The organism is Pseudomonas sp. LM13 (assembly GCF_041381355.1).
Lineage (GTDB): Bacteria > Pseudomonadota > Gammaproteobacteria > Pseudomonadales > Pseudomonadaceae > Stutzerimonas > Stutzerimonas frequens.
Genome location: NZ_JACBXH010000026.1, coordinates 45,037 through 63,453, shown reverse-complemented (window position 1 = coordinate 63,453; position 18,417 = coordinate 45,037). Strand labels below are relative to the sequence as shown.

Below are 18,417 nucleotides of genomic sequence, written 5' to 3'. Positions count from 1 at the left end.
GGCCTTGATCTGCTCAATGACTTCCGGTGCGGTCTTCGACGGGTGGCCGCCGACCTGCAGCAGAGCCAGCACCAGCGAGGTGAACTCGTGGCCCATGGGGATGCCGGCGAAACGCAGGCTGATGTTGCCGCCGATGCGGTTGAGCGAGAACGACGGCTTGCGCGCATCGTCGCCGTCGGTCTTCAAGGTGATCTTGTCGCTGAGGCCAGCGATGTCCTGCAGCAGGCTCAGCAGCTCTTGGGATTTCTCGCCGTCATCGAGGGACGCGACGATCTCGAAGGGCTGGGTGACCTTCTCCAGGTAGGCTTTCAACTGGGTCTTGAGATTGGTGTCCAACATGAGCAGCGGTACCCCGTACGGAATTCAGGAAATAAAACGCCCGGACGGTTCGCGTCCAGGCGTTGGGTTGCCAGAGGGCTTTGACCAGCCCCCCAGCACGCAGGGCAGATAGGCGAAGCCTTAGATCTTGCCGACCAGGTCCAGCGACGGAGCCAGGGTCTTCTCGCCTTCTTTCCACTTGGCCGGGCAGACTTCGCCCGGGTGAGCGGCGGTGTACTGAGCGGCTTTCAGCTTGCGCAGGGTCTCGGACACGTCACGAGCGATCTCGTTGGAGTGGATCTCGACGGTCTTGATCACGCCTTCCGGGTTGATCAGGAAGGTGCCGCGCAGCGCCAGACCTTCTTCTTCGATGTGCACACCGAAAGCGCGGGTCAGCTGGTGAGTCGGGTCACCGATCAGCGGGAACTGCGCCTTGCCAACGGCAGGGGAAGTTTCGTGCCAGACCTTGTGCGAGAAGTGGGTATCGGTGGTGACGATGTACACCTCGGTACCGGCCTTCTGGAACTCGGCGTAGCTGTTGGCAGCGTCTTCGATCTCGGTCGGGCAGTTGAAGGTGAAGGCAGCCGGCATGAAGATCAGCACGGACCACTTGCCCTTGAGGGACTCTTCGGTGACTTCGATGAATTTGCCGTTGTGGAAGGCATTGACTTTGAAAGGCTGGACCTGAGTGTTGATCAAGGACATCTACTAACTCCTTAGCGGGTTAAGAATTTGACGGGGCCTACGATAGCGCAACCAGACGCATAACGTTATTGATTAAGGGAATATCAGCGATTACATATATCTATCAGTGAAACATCCGATCGCGCGTGTATGCGGCGACAGCTACGCCAGTGACCAGCCACGCCGGCCACGGTTCAATCTGACCAGAAGGATCGGATTGCAGCGACACCCTGAGCACCAACACGCACCGTGTGATCGAGGTCCGCTTCGCCCAGTCCCCCAAGCAGATAAACCGGCTGATTGAACCCTGCCAACAGCGCCGCGACACGCGTCCAACCTAAGGGTGAGCTATCCGGATGGCTGGCAGTGGCTTGCACCGGCGACAACGTGACGAAATCTACTCCCAATGCCGTGGCCAGTTCCAGCTCCCTTTCATCATGGCACGAGGCTGCAAGCCAGCGTTCACCGGCAAAGGGACGTGCAGCGCCATCGAACAGTCGGAGCTGCTCCGCCGTCAGGTGCCAACCGGCATCCGGAAAGTCGCTCGCCCAGTCCAGCGGTCCCTTGAGCATGACCCGCGCACGACCTGCGCATAGGGCAAGCACACGCTCGGCGAGCGATCGATAGTCGAGCGATGAGAGCGAAGGTGCACGCAGCTGAATCAGCCCGAAATCTGCGTCGAGCGCCTGTGCTAGCCCGTCGAGCAGCCGTTCGGCGGACAGGCCATCCGGTGTGATCAGATAACGCTGGGGCAGGCGGGCAGCAGCGACGATCGGCCGATTGGCCTCAGGAAAGCGATAAGCAACGAGTTCATCGGCCGGCACCCACTTCAACGGCTGCCCTTCGACACCATGCGGTTCGCCGATGAATGCAGTAACCTCCCAGACGTCCAGGAGGACATGCTTGTCCGGGTAGTCATGACGCACCTGGATCAGCGGGCGAGCCGCCGTGACCTGAATCGCCAGCTCCTCCAGCATCTCGCGCACCAGCGCCGCTTCGACCTGCTCACCTGCCTCGACCTTGCCGCCCGGGAATTCCCAGAGGCCACCCTGGTGCTTGTCGAGTGGTCGCTTGGCGATCAGCACCGCTCCTTCAGCGCCGCGAATGACCGCTGCAGCGACATGAACTCGCTTCATTCCCGCATCTCCTGTCGGCTAGCTTGCGCCCTGGGCCGGCAGAGCCGGCCACGCCCGGCTCATCCTGTCGTCGCACTCTGGCCAATCCCGGCCATCCGCTGCGAGACGCTCGCGCAACGGAGGCCACCAGGCGCTGTCAGGTGCGGTACTCGGCGTTGATCTTCACGTACTCGTGGGACAGGTCGGTGGTCCAGATGGTCTCGCTGCAGCTGCCGCGGCCCAGTTCGATACGGATGGTGATCTCCTCGCGCGCCATCACCGCGGCGCCCTGCTCTTCGGTATAGCTGGGCGAGCGTCCGCCTTGGCTGGCGATGCAGACCTCGCCGAGGAACACGTCGATCTTGCTCACATCCAGTTCCGGCACACCGGCGTAGCCGACGGCGGCGAGGATGCGCCCCCAGTTCGGGTCGGAGGCGAACAGTGCGGTCTTGATCAGTGGCGAATGGGCCACGGCGTAGGCGACATCCAGGCATTCCTGATGACTGCCACCCCCGTTGACCTGCACGGTGACGAACTTGGTCGCGCCCTCACCGTCGCGGACGATGGCCTGGGCCACCTCCATGAACACTTCGAGCACCGCCTGCTTGAGCTTGCCGAACAGCTCGCCGGAGGCGGAGGTGATCTCCGGCAGCGCCGCCTGGCCGGTGGCAATCAGCATGCAGCAGTCGTTGGTGGACGTGTCGCCGTCGATGGTGATGCGGTTGAAGGATTTGTTCGCCGCATCGCGCACCAGATCCTGCAACACGTTGCCGGCGACCTTGGCGTCGGTGGCGATGTAACCGAGCATGGTCGCCATGTTCGGCCGGATCATCCCGGCGCCCTTGCTGATACCGGTGACGGTGACGGTCACACCGTCGTGCTGGAACTGTCGGCTGGCGCCCTTGGGCAGCGTGTCGGTGGTCATGATGCCGGTCGCGGCCTCGGCCCAATGATCGGGCGCGAGATCGTCGAGCGCGGCCTGCAGTGCCGACTCGATTTTCTGCACCGGCAGCGGTTCGCCGATCACGCCGGTGGAAAACGGCAGCACGGCAGTCTCGTCGACACCGGTCATTGCCGCCAGCGCGGCGCAGGTGCGACGGGCGTCGGCCAGCCCCTTCGGCCCGGTGCCGGCGTTGGCGTTACCGGTGTTGGTCAGCAGGTAGCGCACCGGACCGTGCATGCGTTCGCGGGTGATCAGTACCGGCGCGGCACAGAAGGCGTTGGTGGTGGTCACTCCAGCCACTCGCGAGCCTTCGGCACAGCGCATCACCACCACGTCCTTGCGGCCGGGGCGCTTGATGCCGGCGGAGGCGATGCCCAGCTCGAAGCCGGGAACCGGGTGCAGCGTAGGTAAAGGACCAAGACCGACAGCCATGGGACGCTCCTTCAGACAGTGGTGGCCAACAGGCCAGGTGACGGGGAGAAAAACGCCGCGAGCGGCACAGGCCGGTCGCGGCGCGGATCAACGGGACGAGGTCGCGCTTACTGGACCTGACCGTGGCAATGCTTGTACTTCTTGCCCGAGCCGCACGGGCAGGGCTCGTTGCGTCCGATCTTCGGCTCGGTACGTACCGGAACGGCAGCGACGTCGGGTTGCCCTTCGACTTCCGCGTCCTCCTCCGGCTGGTCCAGAGCCGACACCTCGGCGTGCTGGAACTGCATGCGCTTGGCCAGTTCCTCGGCTTCGCGGCGCAGACGGGCTTCTTCTTCGGCCGGGTCTTCGCGGCGAACCTGAACATGGGAGAGCACGCGGATGCTGTCGCGCTTGATCGATTCGAGCAGGTCCTGGAACAGCGCGAACGACTCGCGCTTGTATTCCTGCTTCGGGTTCTTCTGCGCATAGCCACGCAGGTGAATGCCGTGGCGCAGATGGTCCATGGTCGACAGGTGTTCTTTCCACAGGTCGTCGAGCACGCGCAGCACGATCTGCTTCTCGAAGGAACGTAGCGCTTCGGCACCAGCCAGCTCTTCCTTCTCGTTGTAGGCGGCCAGCAGTGCGTCGAGAATGCGCTCACGCAAGGTTTCTTCGTAGAGTTTCTCGTCCTCGTCGAGCCACTGCTGGACCGGCAGGCGCGTACCGAAGTCGCTGTAGAGCACCGCTTCCAGACCCGGGATGTCCCATTGCTCCGGCAGCGACTGCGGCGGAATGTGTGCGCTGATGGCCGCATCCAGCGCTTCCTGGCGGAACTCGGCGATGGTCTGACCGATTTCATCGGCGGCCAGCAGGCTGTTGCGCATGTGGTAGATCACCTTGCGCTGCTCGTTGGCCACATCGTCGTACTCAAGCAGCTGCTTGCGCATGTCGAAGTTGCGCCCTTCGACCTTGCGCTGCGCCTTCTCGATGGCGTTGGTGACCATGCGGTGTTCGATGGCTTCGCCGGATTCCATGCCCAGCGCCTTCATGAAATTCTTCACCCTGTCGGAGGCAAAGATGCGCATCAGGCTGTCTTCCAGCGACAGGTAGAAACGGCTCGAGCCCGGGTCGCCCTGGCGACCCGCACGACCACGCAGCTGGTTGTCGATACGCCGCGATTCGTGGCGCTCGGAGGCGATCACGTGCAGACCGCCCGCTTCCAGCACCTGCTGGTGGCGCTTCTGCCAATCGGCCTTGATCTGCGCGACCTGCTCTTCGCTCGGATTCTCCAGGGCCGCCACCTCAACTTCCCAGTTGCCGCCGAGGAGGATGTCGGTACCGCGGCCCGCCATGTTGGTGGCGATGGTCACCGCGCCGGGACGTCCAGCCTGGGCAATGATCTCGGCTTCCTTGTCGTGGTGCTTGGCGTTGAGCACCTTGTGCTCGAAGCCTTCCTTTTCCAGCAGGCGCGAAACGTATTCGGACGTCTCGATGGTGGCGGTGCCGACCAGCACCGGACGCCCCTGCTCGCGGCATTCCTTGATGTCGGCGATAATCGCGGCAAACTTCTCCTCCTGGGTCAGATAGACCAGGTCGTTGAAGTCCTTGCGCGCCAGCGGCTTGTTGGTCGGAATGACCACCACCGGCAGGTTGTAGATCTGCTGAAATTCGAATGCCTCGGTATCGGCGGTACCGGTCATGCCGGAGAGCTTCTTGTAGAGGCGGAAGTAGTTCTGGAAGGTGGTCGAGGCGAGAGTCTGGCTTTCCGGCTGGATCTGCAGCCCTTCCTTCGCCTCGATGGCCTGGTGCAGGCCTTCGGAAAGCCGGCGGCCCGGCATGGTCCGGCCGGTGTGCTCGTCGATCAGCAGCACCTGATTGTTCTGCACGATGTATTCGACGTTGCGGTGAAACAATTTATGCGCACGCAGACCGGCATAGACGTGGGTCAGCAAGCCCAGGTTGTGTGCCGAGTACAGGCTTTCACCCTCTGCCAGCAAACCGGCCTGGGTCAGCATCTCCTCGATGTACTGGTGGCCCTGCTCGTTCAGTTCGACCTGGCGCGTTTTTTCATCGATGCTGAAGTGCCCTTCCTGGGTAACGACGCCCTCTTCTTCCTCGATATGCTGCGTGAGCCGCGGAATCAGCTGATTGATCTGCTGGTACAGCTTGGAGCTGTCCTCGGCCTGACCGGAGATGATCAGCGGAGTACGCGCTTCGTCGATGAGAATGGAGTCGACTTCGTCGATGACGGCGAAGTTGAGCTCACGCTGGTTCTTCTCTTCCAGGCTGAACGCCATGTTGTCGCGCAGGTAGTCGAAGCCGAATTCGTTGTTGGTGCCGTAAGTAATGTCAGCGGCATAGGCAGCACGCTTTTCTTCCGGCGGCTGGAACGGTGTGACGATACCGACGGAGAGGCCGAGAAATTCGTACAGCGGGCGCATCCAGTTGGCGTCGCGGCGGGCCAGGTAGTCATTGACCGTGACTACGTGCACCCCCTTGCCGGCCAGCGCATTGAGGTACACGGCCAGGGTCGCCACCAGGGTCTTGCCTTCACCGGTACGCATCTCGGCGATGCGCCCCTCATGCAGAGTCATGCCGCCGATCAGCTGCACGTCGAAGTGGCGCATGCCCATCACGCGCTTGCCAGCCTCGCGGCAGACGGCGAACGCTTCGGGGAGGATCTGATCGAGGGTTTCGCCTTTCTCGAGACGGGCCTTGAACTCTTCGGTCTTGCTGCGCAGTTGCTCGTCGGAGAGCGACAGCATCTGCTCTTCGAGTGCATTGACGGCTTGCACCGCCTTGAGCATGCGTTTGACTTCACGCTCATTCTTGCTTCCAAAGAGTTTCTTCAATAAAGGCGCAAACATATCGACAAAGACTTCCATGCTGGGGATGGAGGCACGTCCGCGAGGTCACGGCTGCGTGCAAAGCGGCCATTCTACTCGGAAACGGCACTGAGGAAAGGTGCCTGACTGCGCAGCGCGGCGACCCGCCGATGGCGCTGGCAGGCGACCGTTCGGCGCTCAACATGGGGCTCGCCAAGTCACATTTCAACCGGACGCCACCCTCCAGTGGCCGGCTTCAGCCTTGCGCGCATCTGCTACCATGAGCACCGTTATCACGGATCTTCCGACCATCATGGCCTTTCGCCCATCACCGGCCCGCGCCCCGGCCTCACTGCTACGCGAAGCAAAGCCGCTCAGAGCCTTGTTCGGTGAGGCGCTGCGACTCGAGCGCCTTCAGAAGTTGCTGGAAAGCCAACTGCAACCGGCTGCGCGCGAACATTGTCGGGTGGCATCCTGGCGTGAAGGCTGTCTGCTGCTGATCGTTACCGATGGCCGTTGGGCCACGCGCTTGCGTTACCAGCAGCGCCGCCTGCAGCGCCAGCTGGAAGCCATGGATGAGTTTGCCGGACTGCTACGCATCCAGTTCAAGGTGCAGCCACCGCCACCACCTAGACACAAGCCCGCCGCTACGCCCCCACTGTCGAGCAACGCAGCGGACAGCATTCAGGCCGCCGCTCAGGGCATTCGTGATCCGGGACTGCGGGCCGCACTCGAGCGCCTGGCCAGCCGCGGCAAAACCAGCGACTGACATCCTGCTACAAATGCGCGCCGCGTCCTTGCGCAGCCTCGGCCGGCACGGGTTAGCATGAGCCCGTCAATGCGGAGGTGTTCCATGTCGCTAAGCCGTTTGTTCGCAGGAGCGCGCTCATGCTGATCGGCGCCCTGCTCATCCTCACCTGGCTGGTACTGCTGATCCGCTACCCGCTGAGGGCCGTGCCGATCTCGCTGGGGGCCGTGCTTGGTCTCGCACTCGTCGCCGGCTGGGTGCTCTGGCAGGAACATCGTGAGGAACAACTGCTGGCGCGCCTCGAGATTCGGCTGAGCCACGACCCGCAGCGCTGTCCTGGCGCTCAGCCGCTGCATGTGCAACTGGTCAATCACACGGACAGGAAACTGCAGAGCCTGCAATGGGAAGTGGCCGCCTATTCTCCGGGCTCACGCACAAACCTTGCACGCCGTGCCTACGATGCTCCCACCTACCAAGGGCCAGGCGATCTGCAACCTGGCGCCCGATGGGAATCCTGCCTGCCCCTGCCGCTGCTGCGCAGCGGATATCGCGCCGCGACCTTGGAGTTTCATGCCGAGCGGCTGCAAGGGCGTTTCGTTCGCTGAAGCAACGGCACACTACCAATCTTTGCCGCACCCGCTTATGCTGTACAAATAAACAGTATCAATCTGCCAATAACCGAGGTGGTAAATGGCCGTCGAAGTGGTGTACCGCAGCAGTCGGGACCTGGAGCGTTTGTTCATGGATAAAGCCGAAGCCGATCGTCATGACAAGATGCTGGAGCTGGCCGAGACGCTAGCCACGGTTTTGCAGCAGGCTTCGCCATCGCTCAGCGAGCAGCAGGCCGAGGACATCGGCATCTATATGGCCAAGCATCGAGAGCTATTCGCCAAGGCGTTCAAGAGCAGCCCGGAAGCACTGTCAGAATTGATAAGCGGCGCCTGAACTCAGCCCGCAGGGCATGCGGCCTTTCGCTGCACCCGCGCCGATCTGCGGGGGAAACTTGTCGCTACCTGCCGGGTCCATTGCTGGCAGCCACCCCATACAGGTATCCAGGCATGACGAGTCCATTCCAGAAGATCAGTGATGTGTTTCGTCCCCGCTATAACGTCAACTTCAGCATCGAGAAGCCGGACGGCAGCATTCTGCTTACGCTGACCAGTGCTGAGGGTGTCGCGGTCAAGCGTTTCATCAGTGCGCAACAGTGGCGCGATCAGCAGCAGTTGCAGCGCTTGATCACCAGCCTGCAGGTGAGTCTGGCCATCGAACGCGGCGAACAGTTACCGCCTCGAGGCGCCTCGATGCTCCAACCCGTCTCGCTGTAGGAACACCAACCTGATTGCCTGCAGGTTGCCCGCTTCACCTTACCCCGCCTCAAAACAACAACAACAAGATCTTACCCGTCGACTGCCAGTCCATGACTCGCAGCGCACCGTTGTGCCTGGGCTTTGCCGCCCTGGCGCAACGGTGAAGCCTATCCAGATACCTCAGAGCCAGGCCAACGCCTTGGCCTTTGCCACCGCCTGCGTTCGACGCGCTACGCCCAGCTTGGTATTTATTCGGCGGGCATGCGTCTTGACCGTATGCAGAGAGATGAATAGCTGCTCGGCGATTTCCTGGTTGGAACAACCCTGCGCGATCAGCCGCAACACGGTCAGCTCACGGTTGCTGAGCACGGTTTCATCCGTTATCGCCTGCACCGTCTCCGGCTCACGCTCGTAGTGGAGTAGGCGCTGGCGAAGCGACTCGCCTTTCGCCGTAGCAGGCAGAATGCGCGCCAGCCACTGGGGTTGGCGGTGGTGAAGCTCGTAAAGCGGCTTTACCAGATGCTGACGAGCCGCCTCGGCCAGCGCCGAACGCAGCTCCGTTTCGGCTTCAGCTGTCTGGCCCGCGGCCTGAAGCGCCTCGGCCAGGCTAAAGCGGCATTCACATGCCAGCCCCAGCCGCTGGGTCCGCAGGTTCTGCTCGACCTGTGCGCGCAGCTCGGTGATCGCTCGCTGTGGCTGCCCCTCCAGCACATCGATGACCGCAAGATAGCGCCGCAGCCGGGGTAGCAGCTCGTAGAATCCGGAAGGCGACAGGTAGCCGTGCCCCTCGTAGAGATCCAATACCTGGCAGAGCGCACTTCGGGCCTTGCGCAACTCTCCCTGGTGGAGCCACGCGACACCGTTGATGAGCGGCAGAATTCCTCGAAAACGCGCCTCCGGAACATGACGCCACTGTGAAAGCCGCTCGGCGTCGCGCAACCAATGATAGGCACAGGCGAATTCCTGGCTTCGCGCGGCCAGCTCGGCCAGCCCGACATAGCCGAAGAAGCAGTACGAATCGCCACAGGTCTCGGTCTCCTCCTTGCCGAGCTGATAGGCCTCCTGAGCAGGCTCATCCAGCCCCTGATAGGCCAGCAGATGACCCTGCAGAAGTTGCAAGCGGCCGATCAATGGACTGTGCCGAACCGTTTCGCGGAGGGCCTGCAATGCTTCATTCAGCACACCAACCGCGCGCTCGAACTCACCGGTGAGCTCCAACAGCTGGATGCGGTCCACGCTGAGCATCATCTCGTAAAGCACGCTGCCCTTGAGCCGAGCCAGCTTCATACCTTCGCTGTTGTACTGTTGCGCCAGCTCAAGCTTGCCCTCGGACATCGCCTGCTGGGTCAGCACCTGATAGCAGAGCACGCGCTGCGCCCAAGCATGATCGGACAGCACCTCAAGCGCCTGCAGACAATTTTCCCGAGCCCCAGGCTCTCCACGCAAGCGCGCGAGAAAGCCTCGCAACGCCTGCCATTGCGCCAGCAGTTGCGCCTGCCGCCGGGCATCGGGCTGAGGAAAGAATTTGGCCAGTTCGGCCAGACAGTCTTCCACTTCATCCAGACGCGCCGAGATGATCAGTGCCCACCCCTGAAGCACAATCAACCGCGTGGTACTGGCAAACAGATCCTGCGGCAGCTCGCTTCGCCATTTGAGGAATCGCGAAACGTTGTCGCCGATCAGCAACTGTTCCTGCCCGTAACGCTGCAGGTAATTGGCCGCCACTTCCGGCTGGCCTGCCCACAGGGCATGCTCCACCGCCTCGCGCATTTCGCCGCGGCTGGCGAACCATTGACAGGCACGCAGATGCACCTGGGTCGGCGCAGCCGCGTCAGCCAGACGTTGGAGCATCAACGCCAGCGGCTTCCACAAGCGAAACCACTCGCCACAATTGTCGATCTGCCTGATGAATAGCTGGCGAGTCTTGAGCACATCGAGAATTTCACTGCCGACGCCATCCAGCACATGGTCACAGAGCTCGGCCGAGAAACGCGGCATACGCGCCAGGGCAAGCAGCGCGCGGCGCACTTCGTCGCCCAGCCCGGCCAGAACCTCGCGTTGCACATAGTCACGCAATAACGGCGTGCCGGCCACAAGCCGCTCGCGCAGCGCCTGCTCATCGGCGCCGAGCAGCATCAGGCAGACGCCCGCCGGCCACCCTTCCATACCGCGGTGGAGCTGTTGAAAACTTTCCGGCGAAAGCGCCATTCGCTGAGCAACGAGCATTCGCTCGAGCTCATCCTCGGTGAAGGCGAGAGCCTCGGCATCGAGTTCGCACAGATGCCCCTGCAACAAAAGCCGTGGCAGCTTCCATGCAGGCTGACGACGACTGGAGACCCACCAGCTGACCGATGTAGGACCAATGTCCAGCAGCATGTCGAGGCAGGCGTCCAGCTCCGCATCGCAGTCGCGCGGGTAATCGTCGAGCATGATCCACAGAGGCTGCCGCAACCGGCGCAGCAGCGTGAGAATTGCAGTGTCGGCGCTCCCGACCAGTTCATCTTGCTGACCCAGGGCTCCGCTGAGCTGGCTGTACAGAGCGCCCACGCTACAGGCCCGTCCGCCCAGATCCAGCCACACCATGTGCGTGCCCTCCGGCACGAGCCGAGCGCACTCGCTCATCAGCACGGTTTTGCCGAATCCTGCCGGAGCACAGATCAGACGCAAGCGACAATCGGCGGCGAGCAAAGACTGAACGAGTCTCGGCCGCCCTATGTGCGCCGGCGGAAGTCTCGGAATAGACGCGAGATGGTCTGCGGCTCCTGCCTCTGCACTGAGCGCATCAGGAATGAAGCGTACGGACATGGCGACGGTTCTCTTATTCGAATCAGTCCATTGAAACACAGCACGGCCTCGCCCGACGCCACCATCAATGGCATGCCCGTCGTCAGCGAGGCATCTGCGCCCGGCAGCGAACGCAGACGCTGGAACGACTCTTTTCGGTTGCGAACGAGCCGGGAAACGAACCAGTAAGCTGAAATTATCATCCGCTGGTTCGAAACAAAAAAAAAGGCGGCCAGTCGGCCGCCTTATTCATCAGCTGGATGGAACCCGATCAGCGAACTCCGGCGTTACGCAGAGCTGCTGGCGTGAAGTCCCGGGCGGACGCACGGTAACCGTACTCGTGGGGCTTTTCCTCATTGCTCATGCCGTTGACGATGTATCTGCCAGAGATTACATCGTAAAGAGCTTCGAAGGCGAACGCGGGAATCTTGTGTTGATAGTACTGAACCATATGGCCTTCACCGACCCGCCATAGTTGCCCGCGGCCGTCATAAAGCTCCGATTGAACGATAGTCCAACTATCCTCATCTACGTAGAAGCGTCTTTTTCCGTAGATATTACGCTCACCTTGCTTTAGGGTCGCTTCGATTTCCCACACTCGATGCAACTCATAACGTGCTAAATCTTGATTTACATGCCCTGCACGAATCACGTCGGAGTATTTGAGATCGCTAGAGCTAATCTCAAAGCTGTTGTACGGGATGAATACTTCCTTCTTGCCGATTAGCTTCCAGTCGTAGCGATCAGGTGCGCCGCTGAACATATCAAAGTTATCGGTGGTACGCATGCCATCTGAAGCGGTACCCGGCCCGTCATATGCCACTTGAGGAGCGCGGCGTACACGGCGCTGGCCAGCGTTGTAGATCCATGCCTGACGAGGCTCCTTGACCTGATCCAGCGAGTCATGCACCAGCAGTACGTTACCTGCCAGACGAGATGGAGCTGTCACACGCTGTTTAAAAAACAACAGCGCGTTCTCTGCACGTTCTGCGTCCAAATCAGGCATATAACTTGGATAGGCGGCTTCATCCTCGAAGTGCACAAGATTGTAGCTTCCATCAACCTGGGGCGTGGCCTGAACGATATTTCGGCGGCCATTCTCACCGCGATATCGGGTAATGTGGTTCCAAACTATCTCCAAGCCGTTTTTTGGAATTGGGAATGCGTAGAAACGGCTTTCCGTGAAATTGCCTAAGCCATTGCCATTGGAAACCAGCTCCGTATTCAGCGCGCTTTTCTTAGCAGCCTCGTAGATTGCATCCGGAACTGCAGCAGTACGGTGAGTGGGGAATACACGAATCTTGTACGTTTCAGGATAACGCTTGAGCATAGCCATCTGACCTGCGGTCAGCTTGTCTTTGTACTGCTCGGCGTTCTGCGCGGTGATCACGAACTTGGGTTGTTCGTCCTTGAAGGGGTTGGTCAGATGACCATTCTTGAGCGGCGCGGCATCGGTTTTCAGGCCACCGGTCCACTCCGGAATGGTGCCGTCTGCGTTACCAGCCTTCTCCGCACCCAGCGGCGTGAGGGACGTTCCGAGCTTGGCGGCTTCTTCGGGGGAAACCGCGGCCATCACACTGCTGGCGAGCAGAGAGAAGGCCAAGACACTGAATAGCTTTCTTGTTGTTTTCATACGATTCCAGTTCCTCTTGATCTTGTTTACCGGAGGCCTTGCTTACCGTCGTAGTCCGGCCGACCTTCCTCATCGGCCGGACACAGCGCGGGTCTCCTTAGAAGTTCACGCCCACGCTGAACGCGAGGAAGTCGCGATCAACCAGCGTGTTGTAGTCGCCGCCGAAGAAGTCGGTGTAGGACAGGCTGGCGGTGTACATGTTTTGGTATTCGGCATCCAGACCAATGCTGACCGCTTTGGAGCCTTCGTTGAACAGGCCGTTCGGGCCATAACCGTCAACATCGTGGGAGAACGACAGGTTGGGCTTGAAGTTGATGCCGGCAAAGACGTTGTCGTAGTCCGCAATGGCGCGCAGGCGATAACCCCAGGAGTTGGCGGTTACGAAGCCATCATTCCCATACTCTGGCGTATCCAGACCATAAATGGAGTCACGACCGTAACGAAGCTCGCTCTTACTTTCCAGCCCACCAACATGTGCATAGCCGATCTCACCCACTACGGTGACTCGCTGAGCGCCCAAGACCTGATCGAAGAAGTGCGTAAACGTGGTCTGTAGCTGAGTGACTTCCTTGCGGTTATAGCCCCGATGTTCGATACCCGCCTGGCCGATCGCACCCGCGAAGTCACCGGTAGCAATGGAACCGCCGATGCCGGTAGCAAGCAATCCGGTGGTATATGTAGAGTTGAGAGCTACCGGAAGGTTTGGCCTATAGCTGATTTCACCAGACCACGCTGTGCCTGTTGGCAAGGTCGTAGAAAAGCTTGCGCCATACAAGCGGATATCTTCCGGATACTCGAGATAGTACTCGCCGTTGCTTAGCAAAGCGGCAGATGCCAGGCCGCTGAAGGCCGCCCCTGATGGAAGCGGACCGCCTGGAGACGGAGTACCGAGAAGCCCTAACAACGCCTGGATCTCAGCGGCGGATGCATTCTGGTAGCCGACGGTTGGCGTACGGCTGTGGTAGTTCATGAAATACAGACCGTATTCGGCCACGTCACCCAGCCACCGAAACGCAAATCCATACTGGCCGGAATCTCGAGCATCCCGGTCACCACCACGCGGAACTGTTACACCTTCAGGCCCCACGATAATGCCTAGATCGTCCAGGCCGGCATAATAGTCGGCACCGATCAATGCATTTAGCTGATCAATCGTAACCCCAGCACCAATGATAGCGTCGCGCTGAGCAGCAGATAGGACCGTGTAATTATCATCGCAACCATCGGCTGCAACGTCATTACTGGCGTAGAAGGTGCCGCAATTGTCGATGATCGTTTGATCCCACTCGAGCTGATAGAACGCCTCCATGCTGAGTCGATCAGTCAGACTCTGCGAGACGTAGAGCATATTGACAGGAATCAGGCCTTCCTTGATTTCAGCACCGGGGCGACGGAAAGCGGCCGCATCCAATGGGTTGATTGAGTTGATGCTGTTACCAATAAAAGTACTTTCACCCCAGCTCACTACTTGCTTTCCGAGACGCACGGTCCCCGGCAAATCACCAATCGCATAGTTGTGATAAAGAAACGCGTCCAGAATCTGCGCACCCGATGATTGAGCCGCCTCTTTCCGGTTGCTGTCGCTGATATCCTTGAACAGACGGTTTTCATCCTTCAGTTCGAAGTCATACCAGTACTTACCACGAATAAAGGCGCCGCTATCGCGATAACGAAGCTCAAGATCATGGACACCTTTGAAAATCTTGGAAAAGGTTTCGCCCTTCTTGAAGTTAAGCCGCCCATCATCCCCTGTCTGGGTATAGCCAGTTCCTCCATTGGCCAAGCCGACCAGATCCATGTCCCTGTCCGCCATGGACCAGCTGGCGCCCACAGACATGGACGAGTCGAACTGCCCCTCAAGCTCCCCGATATTGAAATTGACTGCGTAAGCCGGTGCAGCAGTGCCCAGCGCAACGGCAAGGGCCAGTGTCTTGGGCTGGAAGAATCCTTGCCTTGTTGTTTTTGTCATGAGGCGCTCCTGGTTGGTTCGAAGTGCGTCAACCCTACCCAGACGTAGAAGGAGGGTTAAGCGCACTAAGGTTTGATTTAGCTTGTAATCCTTTAGTATGAATAGCCTTTCCAGCAGTGGCTTTCAGCGTGATTTCGTTCGGCCATGCGTATTAAGGACGTTCTGAGCTTAGCCGTGAACGCTAGCAGCGCAAAGCCCGCCGCAGAGCCTTTCGTGCGGTTGGAATGGAGAAATGTCGGCTGGTTATCCGAAAGTAGTATTCATCACGCCGATAAGGCAGCCCAATCCGTCTGGATCAAGGCAGCCGGCATTGTGAACCACGAAAGGCAGCCAGCCCGACAACGAGCGGATCAGGCGTGGGCACACCGCCGCTGCGTTACTTTAGGAAGCGCAATGGGGCCAATCGAAACGTAACCGCTGTAGCTCCCAGATCGAAGCGCGCATGGCTGTCGCCGGGACGGCGAATCGTCGCGGCCACGTGGCTGCGCACCCATTGCGGGCGCGCATGACAATGAGCTCCGCCGAGACGCTTACATACCTTTTACGGCGTAGATACCCGGCGCGTTGCGCCAGTAGCCCTTGTAGTCCATCCCGTAACCAAAGATATAGCGGTCGATGCAGCTGAGCCCAACGTAGTCCGCTTTCAGATCCGGGCGCGCCTTGCGCTGGTGGTCCTTGTCAATCAGCACTGCGGTATGCACGGCGGCAGCCCCGGCATGACGGCAGAAATCGATGATTGCGCCCAGCGTGTGCCCCTCATCCAGGATGTCATCGATGATCAGCACGTCGCGATCGATGAAGGAAATCTCGGGCTTGGCCTTCCAGAACAACTCACCTCCGCTGGTCTCGTTGCGGTAACGGGTCGCATGCAGGTAGGACAGCTCGAGAGGGAAGTTCAGCTTCGGCACCAGCTTGCCGGAGAAGATCAGCCCGCCATTCATGACACAGAACACCACCGGGTTGCGCTCGGCCAGTTCAGCGTTGATGGTTTCGGCAACCTTGGCGATAGCCGCTTCGACTTGTTCCTCGGTGTACAGACAGTCTGCCTCGGCCATGACTTGGCGGATATGTGCGAGATCGACGGACATGAAGCGATTCCCCCAGAGAATTTAGTTGGGAGCACCAGCCGGGGCTGGCAGCTCGTGCGGTTGAATCGCCGTAATGCCAGGCGAACCCGGACAGCGAAAAACCTGACCGAACAGCCCGGTTTTGGCCGTTCGCGAAAGGGCGGGGAAGATACCCACCCTCGCCGTGCGCAGCAAGTCTGCCGGCCGGATGACACGCGAATAGCCGCTGACCCGACGATGCTTTAATCTAAGCCGGTTTATTTGCCCGCCGGAGCCCACAATGCCCATTCGAGAGATCCGCCACCCGCTGATCCGCCACAAGCTCGGCCTGATGCGCCGTGCAGACATCAGCACCAAGAACTTCCGTGAACTGGCGCAGGAAGTGGGATCGATCCTCACTTATGAAGCGACCTCGGACCTGCCGCTGGAACACTACAGCATCGACGGCTGGTGCGGCCCGGTGCAGGTGGAAAAGATCTCCGGCAAGAAGATTACCGTAGTACCGATTCTGCGGGCCGGCATCGGCATGCTCGATGGCGTGCTCAGCCTTATCCCCGGCGCCAAAGTCAGCGCGGTCGGCATCGCCCGCAATGAAGAGACGCTGCAGGCGCAGACCTATTTGGAAAAGCTGGTTCCGGAAATCGAACAGCGCCTGGCGATCATCATCGACCCGATGCTCGCTACCGGCGGTTCGATGGTCGCCACCATCGACATGCTGAAAAAGGCGGGCTGCAAGGAGATACGCGCCCTGGTCCTGGTCGCCGCACCGGAAGGCATCGCCGCCGTCGAGAAGGCGCACCCCGACGTGCTGATCTTCACCGCCTCCATCGACCAGCACCTGGATGAGCACGGCTATATCGTTCCGGGCCTGGGCGATGCCGGTGACAAGATCTTCGGCACCAAGCAGAAGGACATCTGAGCATGTCGCATCCCGAGGAGCCGGTAGGCCGGCAGGTACTGGCCGGCGCGCAGATGCTGTTCGTCGCCTTCGGCGCACTGGTGCTGATGCCACTGATCACCGGCATGGACCCCAACGTCGCTCTGTTCACTGCCGGTCTCGGCACGCTTCTGTTCCAGCTGGTCACCAAGCGTCAAGTGCCAGTATTCCTTGCATCGAGCTTCGCCTTCATCGCCCCGATCATCGCTGCCAAGGGCGAGTTCGGCCTGCCTGCGGTCATGGGCGGCGTGATGGCTGCCGGGCTGGTGTACATCGTGCTCGGTTTCGCCGTGCGCCTGAAAGGCCCCGGCTTCATTGACCGCCTGTTGCCGCCCGTGGTCATCGCACCGGTGATCATTTCTATCGGCCTGGCACTGTCGCCGGTAGCAGTGAACATGGCCATGGGCAAGGCCGGCGACGGCAGCGCCCAGCTCATCCCGTACCACACGGCGATGCTCATCTCGATGCCAGCGCTGGTCACCACGCTGCTGGTGGCGGTGCTGGGAAAGGGGCTGTTTCGCCTGGTGCCGATTCTCGCCGGGGTCGCCGTTGGTTACGGACTTTCGCTCATCTTCGGCGTGGTCGACACCAGCGGCATCGCCGCAGCCCCCTGGCTGGCGATGCCCAACTTCATTGCGCCGGAGTTCAACATCGGCGCCATCCTGTTCATGGTCCCGGTCGCCCTGGCCCCGGCGATCGAGCACATTGGCGGCGTGGTCGCCATCGGCAGCGTCACCGGCAACAACTATGTGAAGAAGCCAGGGCTGCATCGCACGCTCCTGGGTGACGGCGTGGCGACATCCGCAGCCGGCCTGTTTGGTGGACCACCGAACACGACCTACGCCGAAGTAACGGGCGCGGTGATGCTGACCAAGAACTACAACCCGAAAATCATGACCTGGGCGGCGATCTTTGCCATCGCCCTGGCCTTCATCGGCAAGTTCGGCGCCGGCCTGCTGAGCATTCCGGTACCGGTCATGGGCGGCATCCTCTGCCTGCTGTTCGGCTCGATCGCCGTGGTTGGCCTGAGCACCCTGATCCGCCACCAGGTCGACCTGTCCGAAGCACGCAATCTGATCATCGTCTCGGTGACGCTGGTGTTCGGTATCGGAGGAATGGCGATCGGCTACGGTGAGTTCACCCTGTCCGGCATCTCGCTGTGCGCGATCATCGCGCTACTGCTCAACCTGGTGCTGCCCGGTGGCGAGGGTTGGCGCAACAAGCAGCTGAACGAAGAAGTCTGAAACTTGCGGCCCCAGCGCCCGCTGGGGCCGTCCGCCTCTCTGCCCGAGTCGATCACATCGGCTAGACTGCCGTCATGACTGACTCGACCATCCCGCTCAAGCAACTCGAAGACCCCATCGTCAGCTGCTCCACCTGCGCGGCGTGCTGCTGCCGCCTCGAAGTCATGCTGTTCGGCGACACCGGTGTACCGCAGCGATTCATCGACAGGGATAGCTGGGGCGGCGAAGTGATGCGGCGGCTGGATGACGGCTGGTGCGCGGCGCTTGACCGGGACAGCATGCGCTGCACTATCTATGCACATCGCCCGCTGATCTGCCGCGAGTTCGAACTGGGTTCGCAGGATTGCCGCGAGGAGCGCAAGGGCAGCGCCACGGCGTATGGCTGAGGCCGCCTGAGGGAGCGCTGCAGGGCCGGCGACAGCCCTGCAGCCT

Annotated in this window: 15 protein-coding genes and 1 pseudogene; 7 read left to right on the top strand and 9 right to left on the bottom strand. The window is 60.7% G+C overall.

The annotated features are described in order from the left end of the window. From HZR81_RS16090 to secA, 5 genes and pseudogenes are all read right to left on the bottom strand, one after another. A pseudogene (locus tag HZR81_RS16090) lies at positions 1 to 339 on the bottom strand (alkyl hydroperoxide reductase subunit F); the annotation flags it as partial. A gap of 120 nt (positions 340 to 459) precedes the next feature. Then, positions 460 to 1,023 (bottom strand): alkyl hydroperoxide reductase subunit C, encoded by a 564-nt coding sequence (ahpC, locus tag HZR81_RS16085; RefSeq protein WP_003284760.1) that lies wholly within the window; start codon positions 1,021 to 1,023, stop codon positions 460 to 462. Between the two features lie 173 nt (positions 1,024 to 1,196). After that, positions 1,197 to 2,138 carry a Nudix family hydrolase gene (locus HZR81_RS16080; RefSeq protein WP_500128690.1) on the bottom strand — a complete coding sequence of 314 codons (942 nt, stop codon included), beginning with the start codon at positions 2,136 to 2,138 and terminating at the stop codon, positions 1,197 to 1,199. 136 nt (positions 2,139 to 2,274) lie between these two features. Next, on the bottom strand, positions 2,275 to 3,492 hold the full coding sequence (gene argJ, locus HZR81_RS16075) for a bifunctional glutamate N-acetyltransferase/amino-acid acetyltransferase ArgJ (protein WP_200599335.1): 1,218 nt from the start codon (positions 3,490 to 3,492) through the stop codon (positions 2,275 to 2,277). 107 nt (positions 3,493 to 3,599) lie between these two features. Continuing rightward, the gene (secA, locus tag HZR81_RS16070; protein ID WP_102839755.1) at positions 3,600 to 6,338 is read right to left on the bottom strand and encodes a preprotein translocase subunit SecA; all 2,739 of its coding nucleotides are present in this window, start codon (positions 6,336 to 6,338) and stop codon (positions 3,600 to 3,602) included. A gap of 271 nt (positions 6,339 to 6,609) precedes the next feature. On the opposite strand from secA, the gene HZR81_RS16065 reads away from it, so the two are divergent. The 4 genes from HZR81_RS16065 to HZR81_RS16050 all read left to right on the top strand — a co-directional run bounded on the left by HZR81_RS16065 (position 6,610) and on the right by HZR81_RS16050 (position 8,369). Beyond that, on the top strand, positions 6,610 to 7,065 hold the full coding sequence (locus tag HZR81_RS16065; RefSeq protein ID WP_500128691.1) for a DciA family protein: 456 nt from the start codon (positions 6,610 to 6,612) through the stop codon (positions 7,063 to 7,065). Between the two features lie 119 nt (positions 7,066 to 7,184). Then, complete coding sequence (locus HZR81_RS16060) at positions 7,185 to 7,649, top strand: multidrug transporter (protein WP_156246179.1); 465 nt, start codon at positions 7,185 to 7,187, stop codon at positions 7,647 to 7,649. Between the two features lie 85 nt (positions 7,650 to 7,734). After that, complete coding sequence (locus tag HZR81_RS16055) at positions 7,735 to 7,989, top strand: YebG family protein (RefSeq protein WP_063540087.1); 255 nt, start codon at positions 7,735 to 7,737, stop codon at positions 7,987 to 7,989. A gap of 113 nt (positions 7,990 to 8,102) precedes the next feature. Continuing rightward, on the top strand, positions 8,103 to 8,369 hold the full coding sequence (locus tag HZR81_RS16050; protein ID WP_102839752.1) for a DUF3509 domain-containing protein: 267 nt from the start codon (positions 8,103 to 8,105) through the stop codon (positions 8,367 to 8,369). 162 nt (positions 8,370 to 8,531) lie between these two features. On the opposite strand, the gene HZR81_RS16045 is transcribed toward HZR81_RS16050, so the two are convergent. The 4 genes from HZR81_RS16045 to HZR81_RS16030 all read right to left on the bottom strand — a co-directional run bounded on the left by HZR81_RS16045 (position 8,532) and on the right by HZR81_RS16030 (position 15,825). Continuing rightward, positions 8,532 to 11,156: a LuxR C-terminal-related transcriptional regulator gene (locus tag HZR81_RS16045; RefSeq protein ID WP_500128689.1), complete on the bottom strand. Its 2,625-nt coding sequence runs from the start codon at positions 11,154 to 11,156 to the stop codon at positions 8,532 to 8,534. A gap of 250 nt (positions 11,157 to 11,406) precedes the next feature. Continuing rightward, positions 11,407 to 12,768, bottom strand: coding sequence for a DUF1329 domain-containing protein (locus HZR81_RS16040; protein WP_500128688.1), 1,362 nt, complete (start codon positions 12,766 to 12,768; stop codon positions 11,407 to 11,409). A 97-nt stretch (positions 12,769 to 12,865) separates the two neighbouring features. Beyond that, positions 12,866 to 14,737 carry a DUF1302 domain-containing protein gene (locus tag HZR81_RS16035; RefSeq protein WP_046621097.1) on the bottom strand — a complete coding sequence of 624 codons (1,872 nt, stop codon included), beginning with the start codon at positions 14,735 to 14,737 and terminating at the stop codon, positions 12,866 to 12,868. 530 nt (positions 14,738 to 15,267) lie between these two features. Next, entirely contained in the window at positions 15,268 to 15,825 is a 558-nt protein-coding gene (locus HZR81_RS16030; protein ID WP_102839748.1) for a hypoxanthine-guanine phosphoribosyltransferase, read from the bottom strand. A gap of 259 nt (positions 15,826 to 16,084) precedes the next feature. Here HZR81_RS16030 and upp point away from each other — a divergent pair, with 259 nt between their 5' ends. The 3 genes from upp to HZR81_RS16015 all read left to right on the top strand — a co-directional run bounded on the left by upp (position 16,085) and on the right by HZR81_RS16015 (position 18,371). Next, positions 16,085 to 16,723 carry a uracil phosphoribosyltransferase gene (gene upp, locus HZR81_RS16025; protein ID WP_125886642.1) on the top strand — a complete coding sequence of 213 codons (639 nt, stop codon included), beginning with the start codon at positions 16,085 to 16,087 and terminating at the stop codon, positions 16,721 to 16,723. 2 nt (positions 16,724 to 16,725) lie between these two features. After that, positions 16,726 to 17,985 (top strand): uracil-xanthine permease family protein, encoded by a 1,260-nt coding sequence (locus HZR81_RS16020; RefSeq protein ID WP_063540092.1) that lies wholly within the window; start codon positions 16,726 to 16,728, stop codon positions 17,983 to 17,985. 74 nt (positions 17,986 to 18,059) lie between these two features. After that, positions 18,060 to 18,371 carry a YkgJ family cysteine cluster protein gene (locus tag HZR81_RS16015; protein WP_063540093.1) on the top strand — a complete coding sequence of 104 codons (312 nt, stop codon included), beginning with the start codon at positions 18,060 to 18,062 and terminating at the stop codon, positions 18,369 to 18,371. The last annotated feature ends 46 nt before the right edge of the window (positions 18,372 to 18,417 follow it).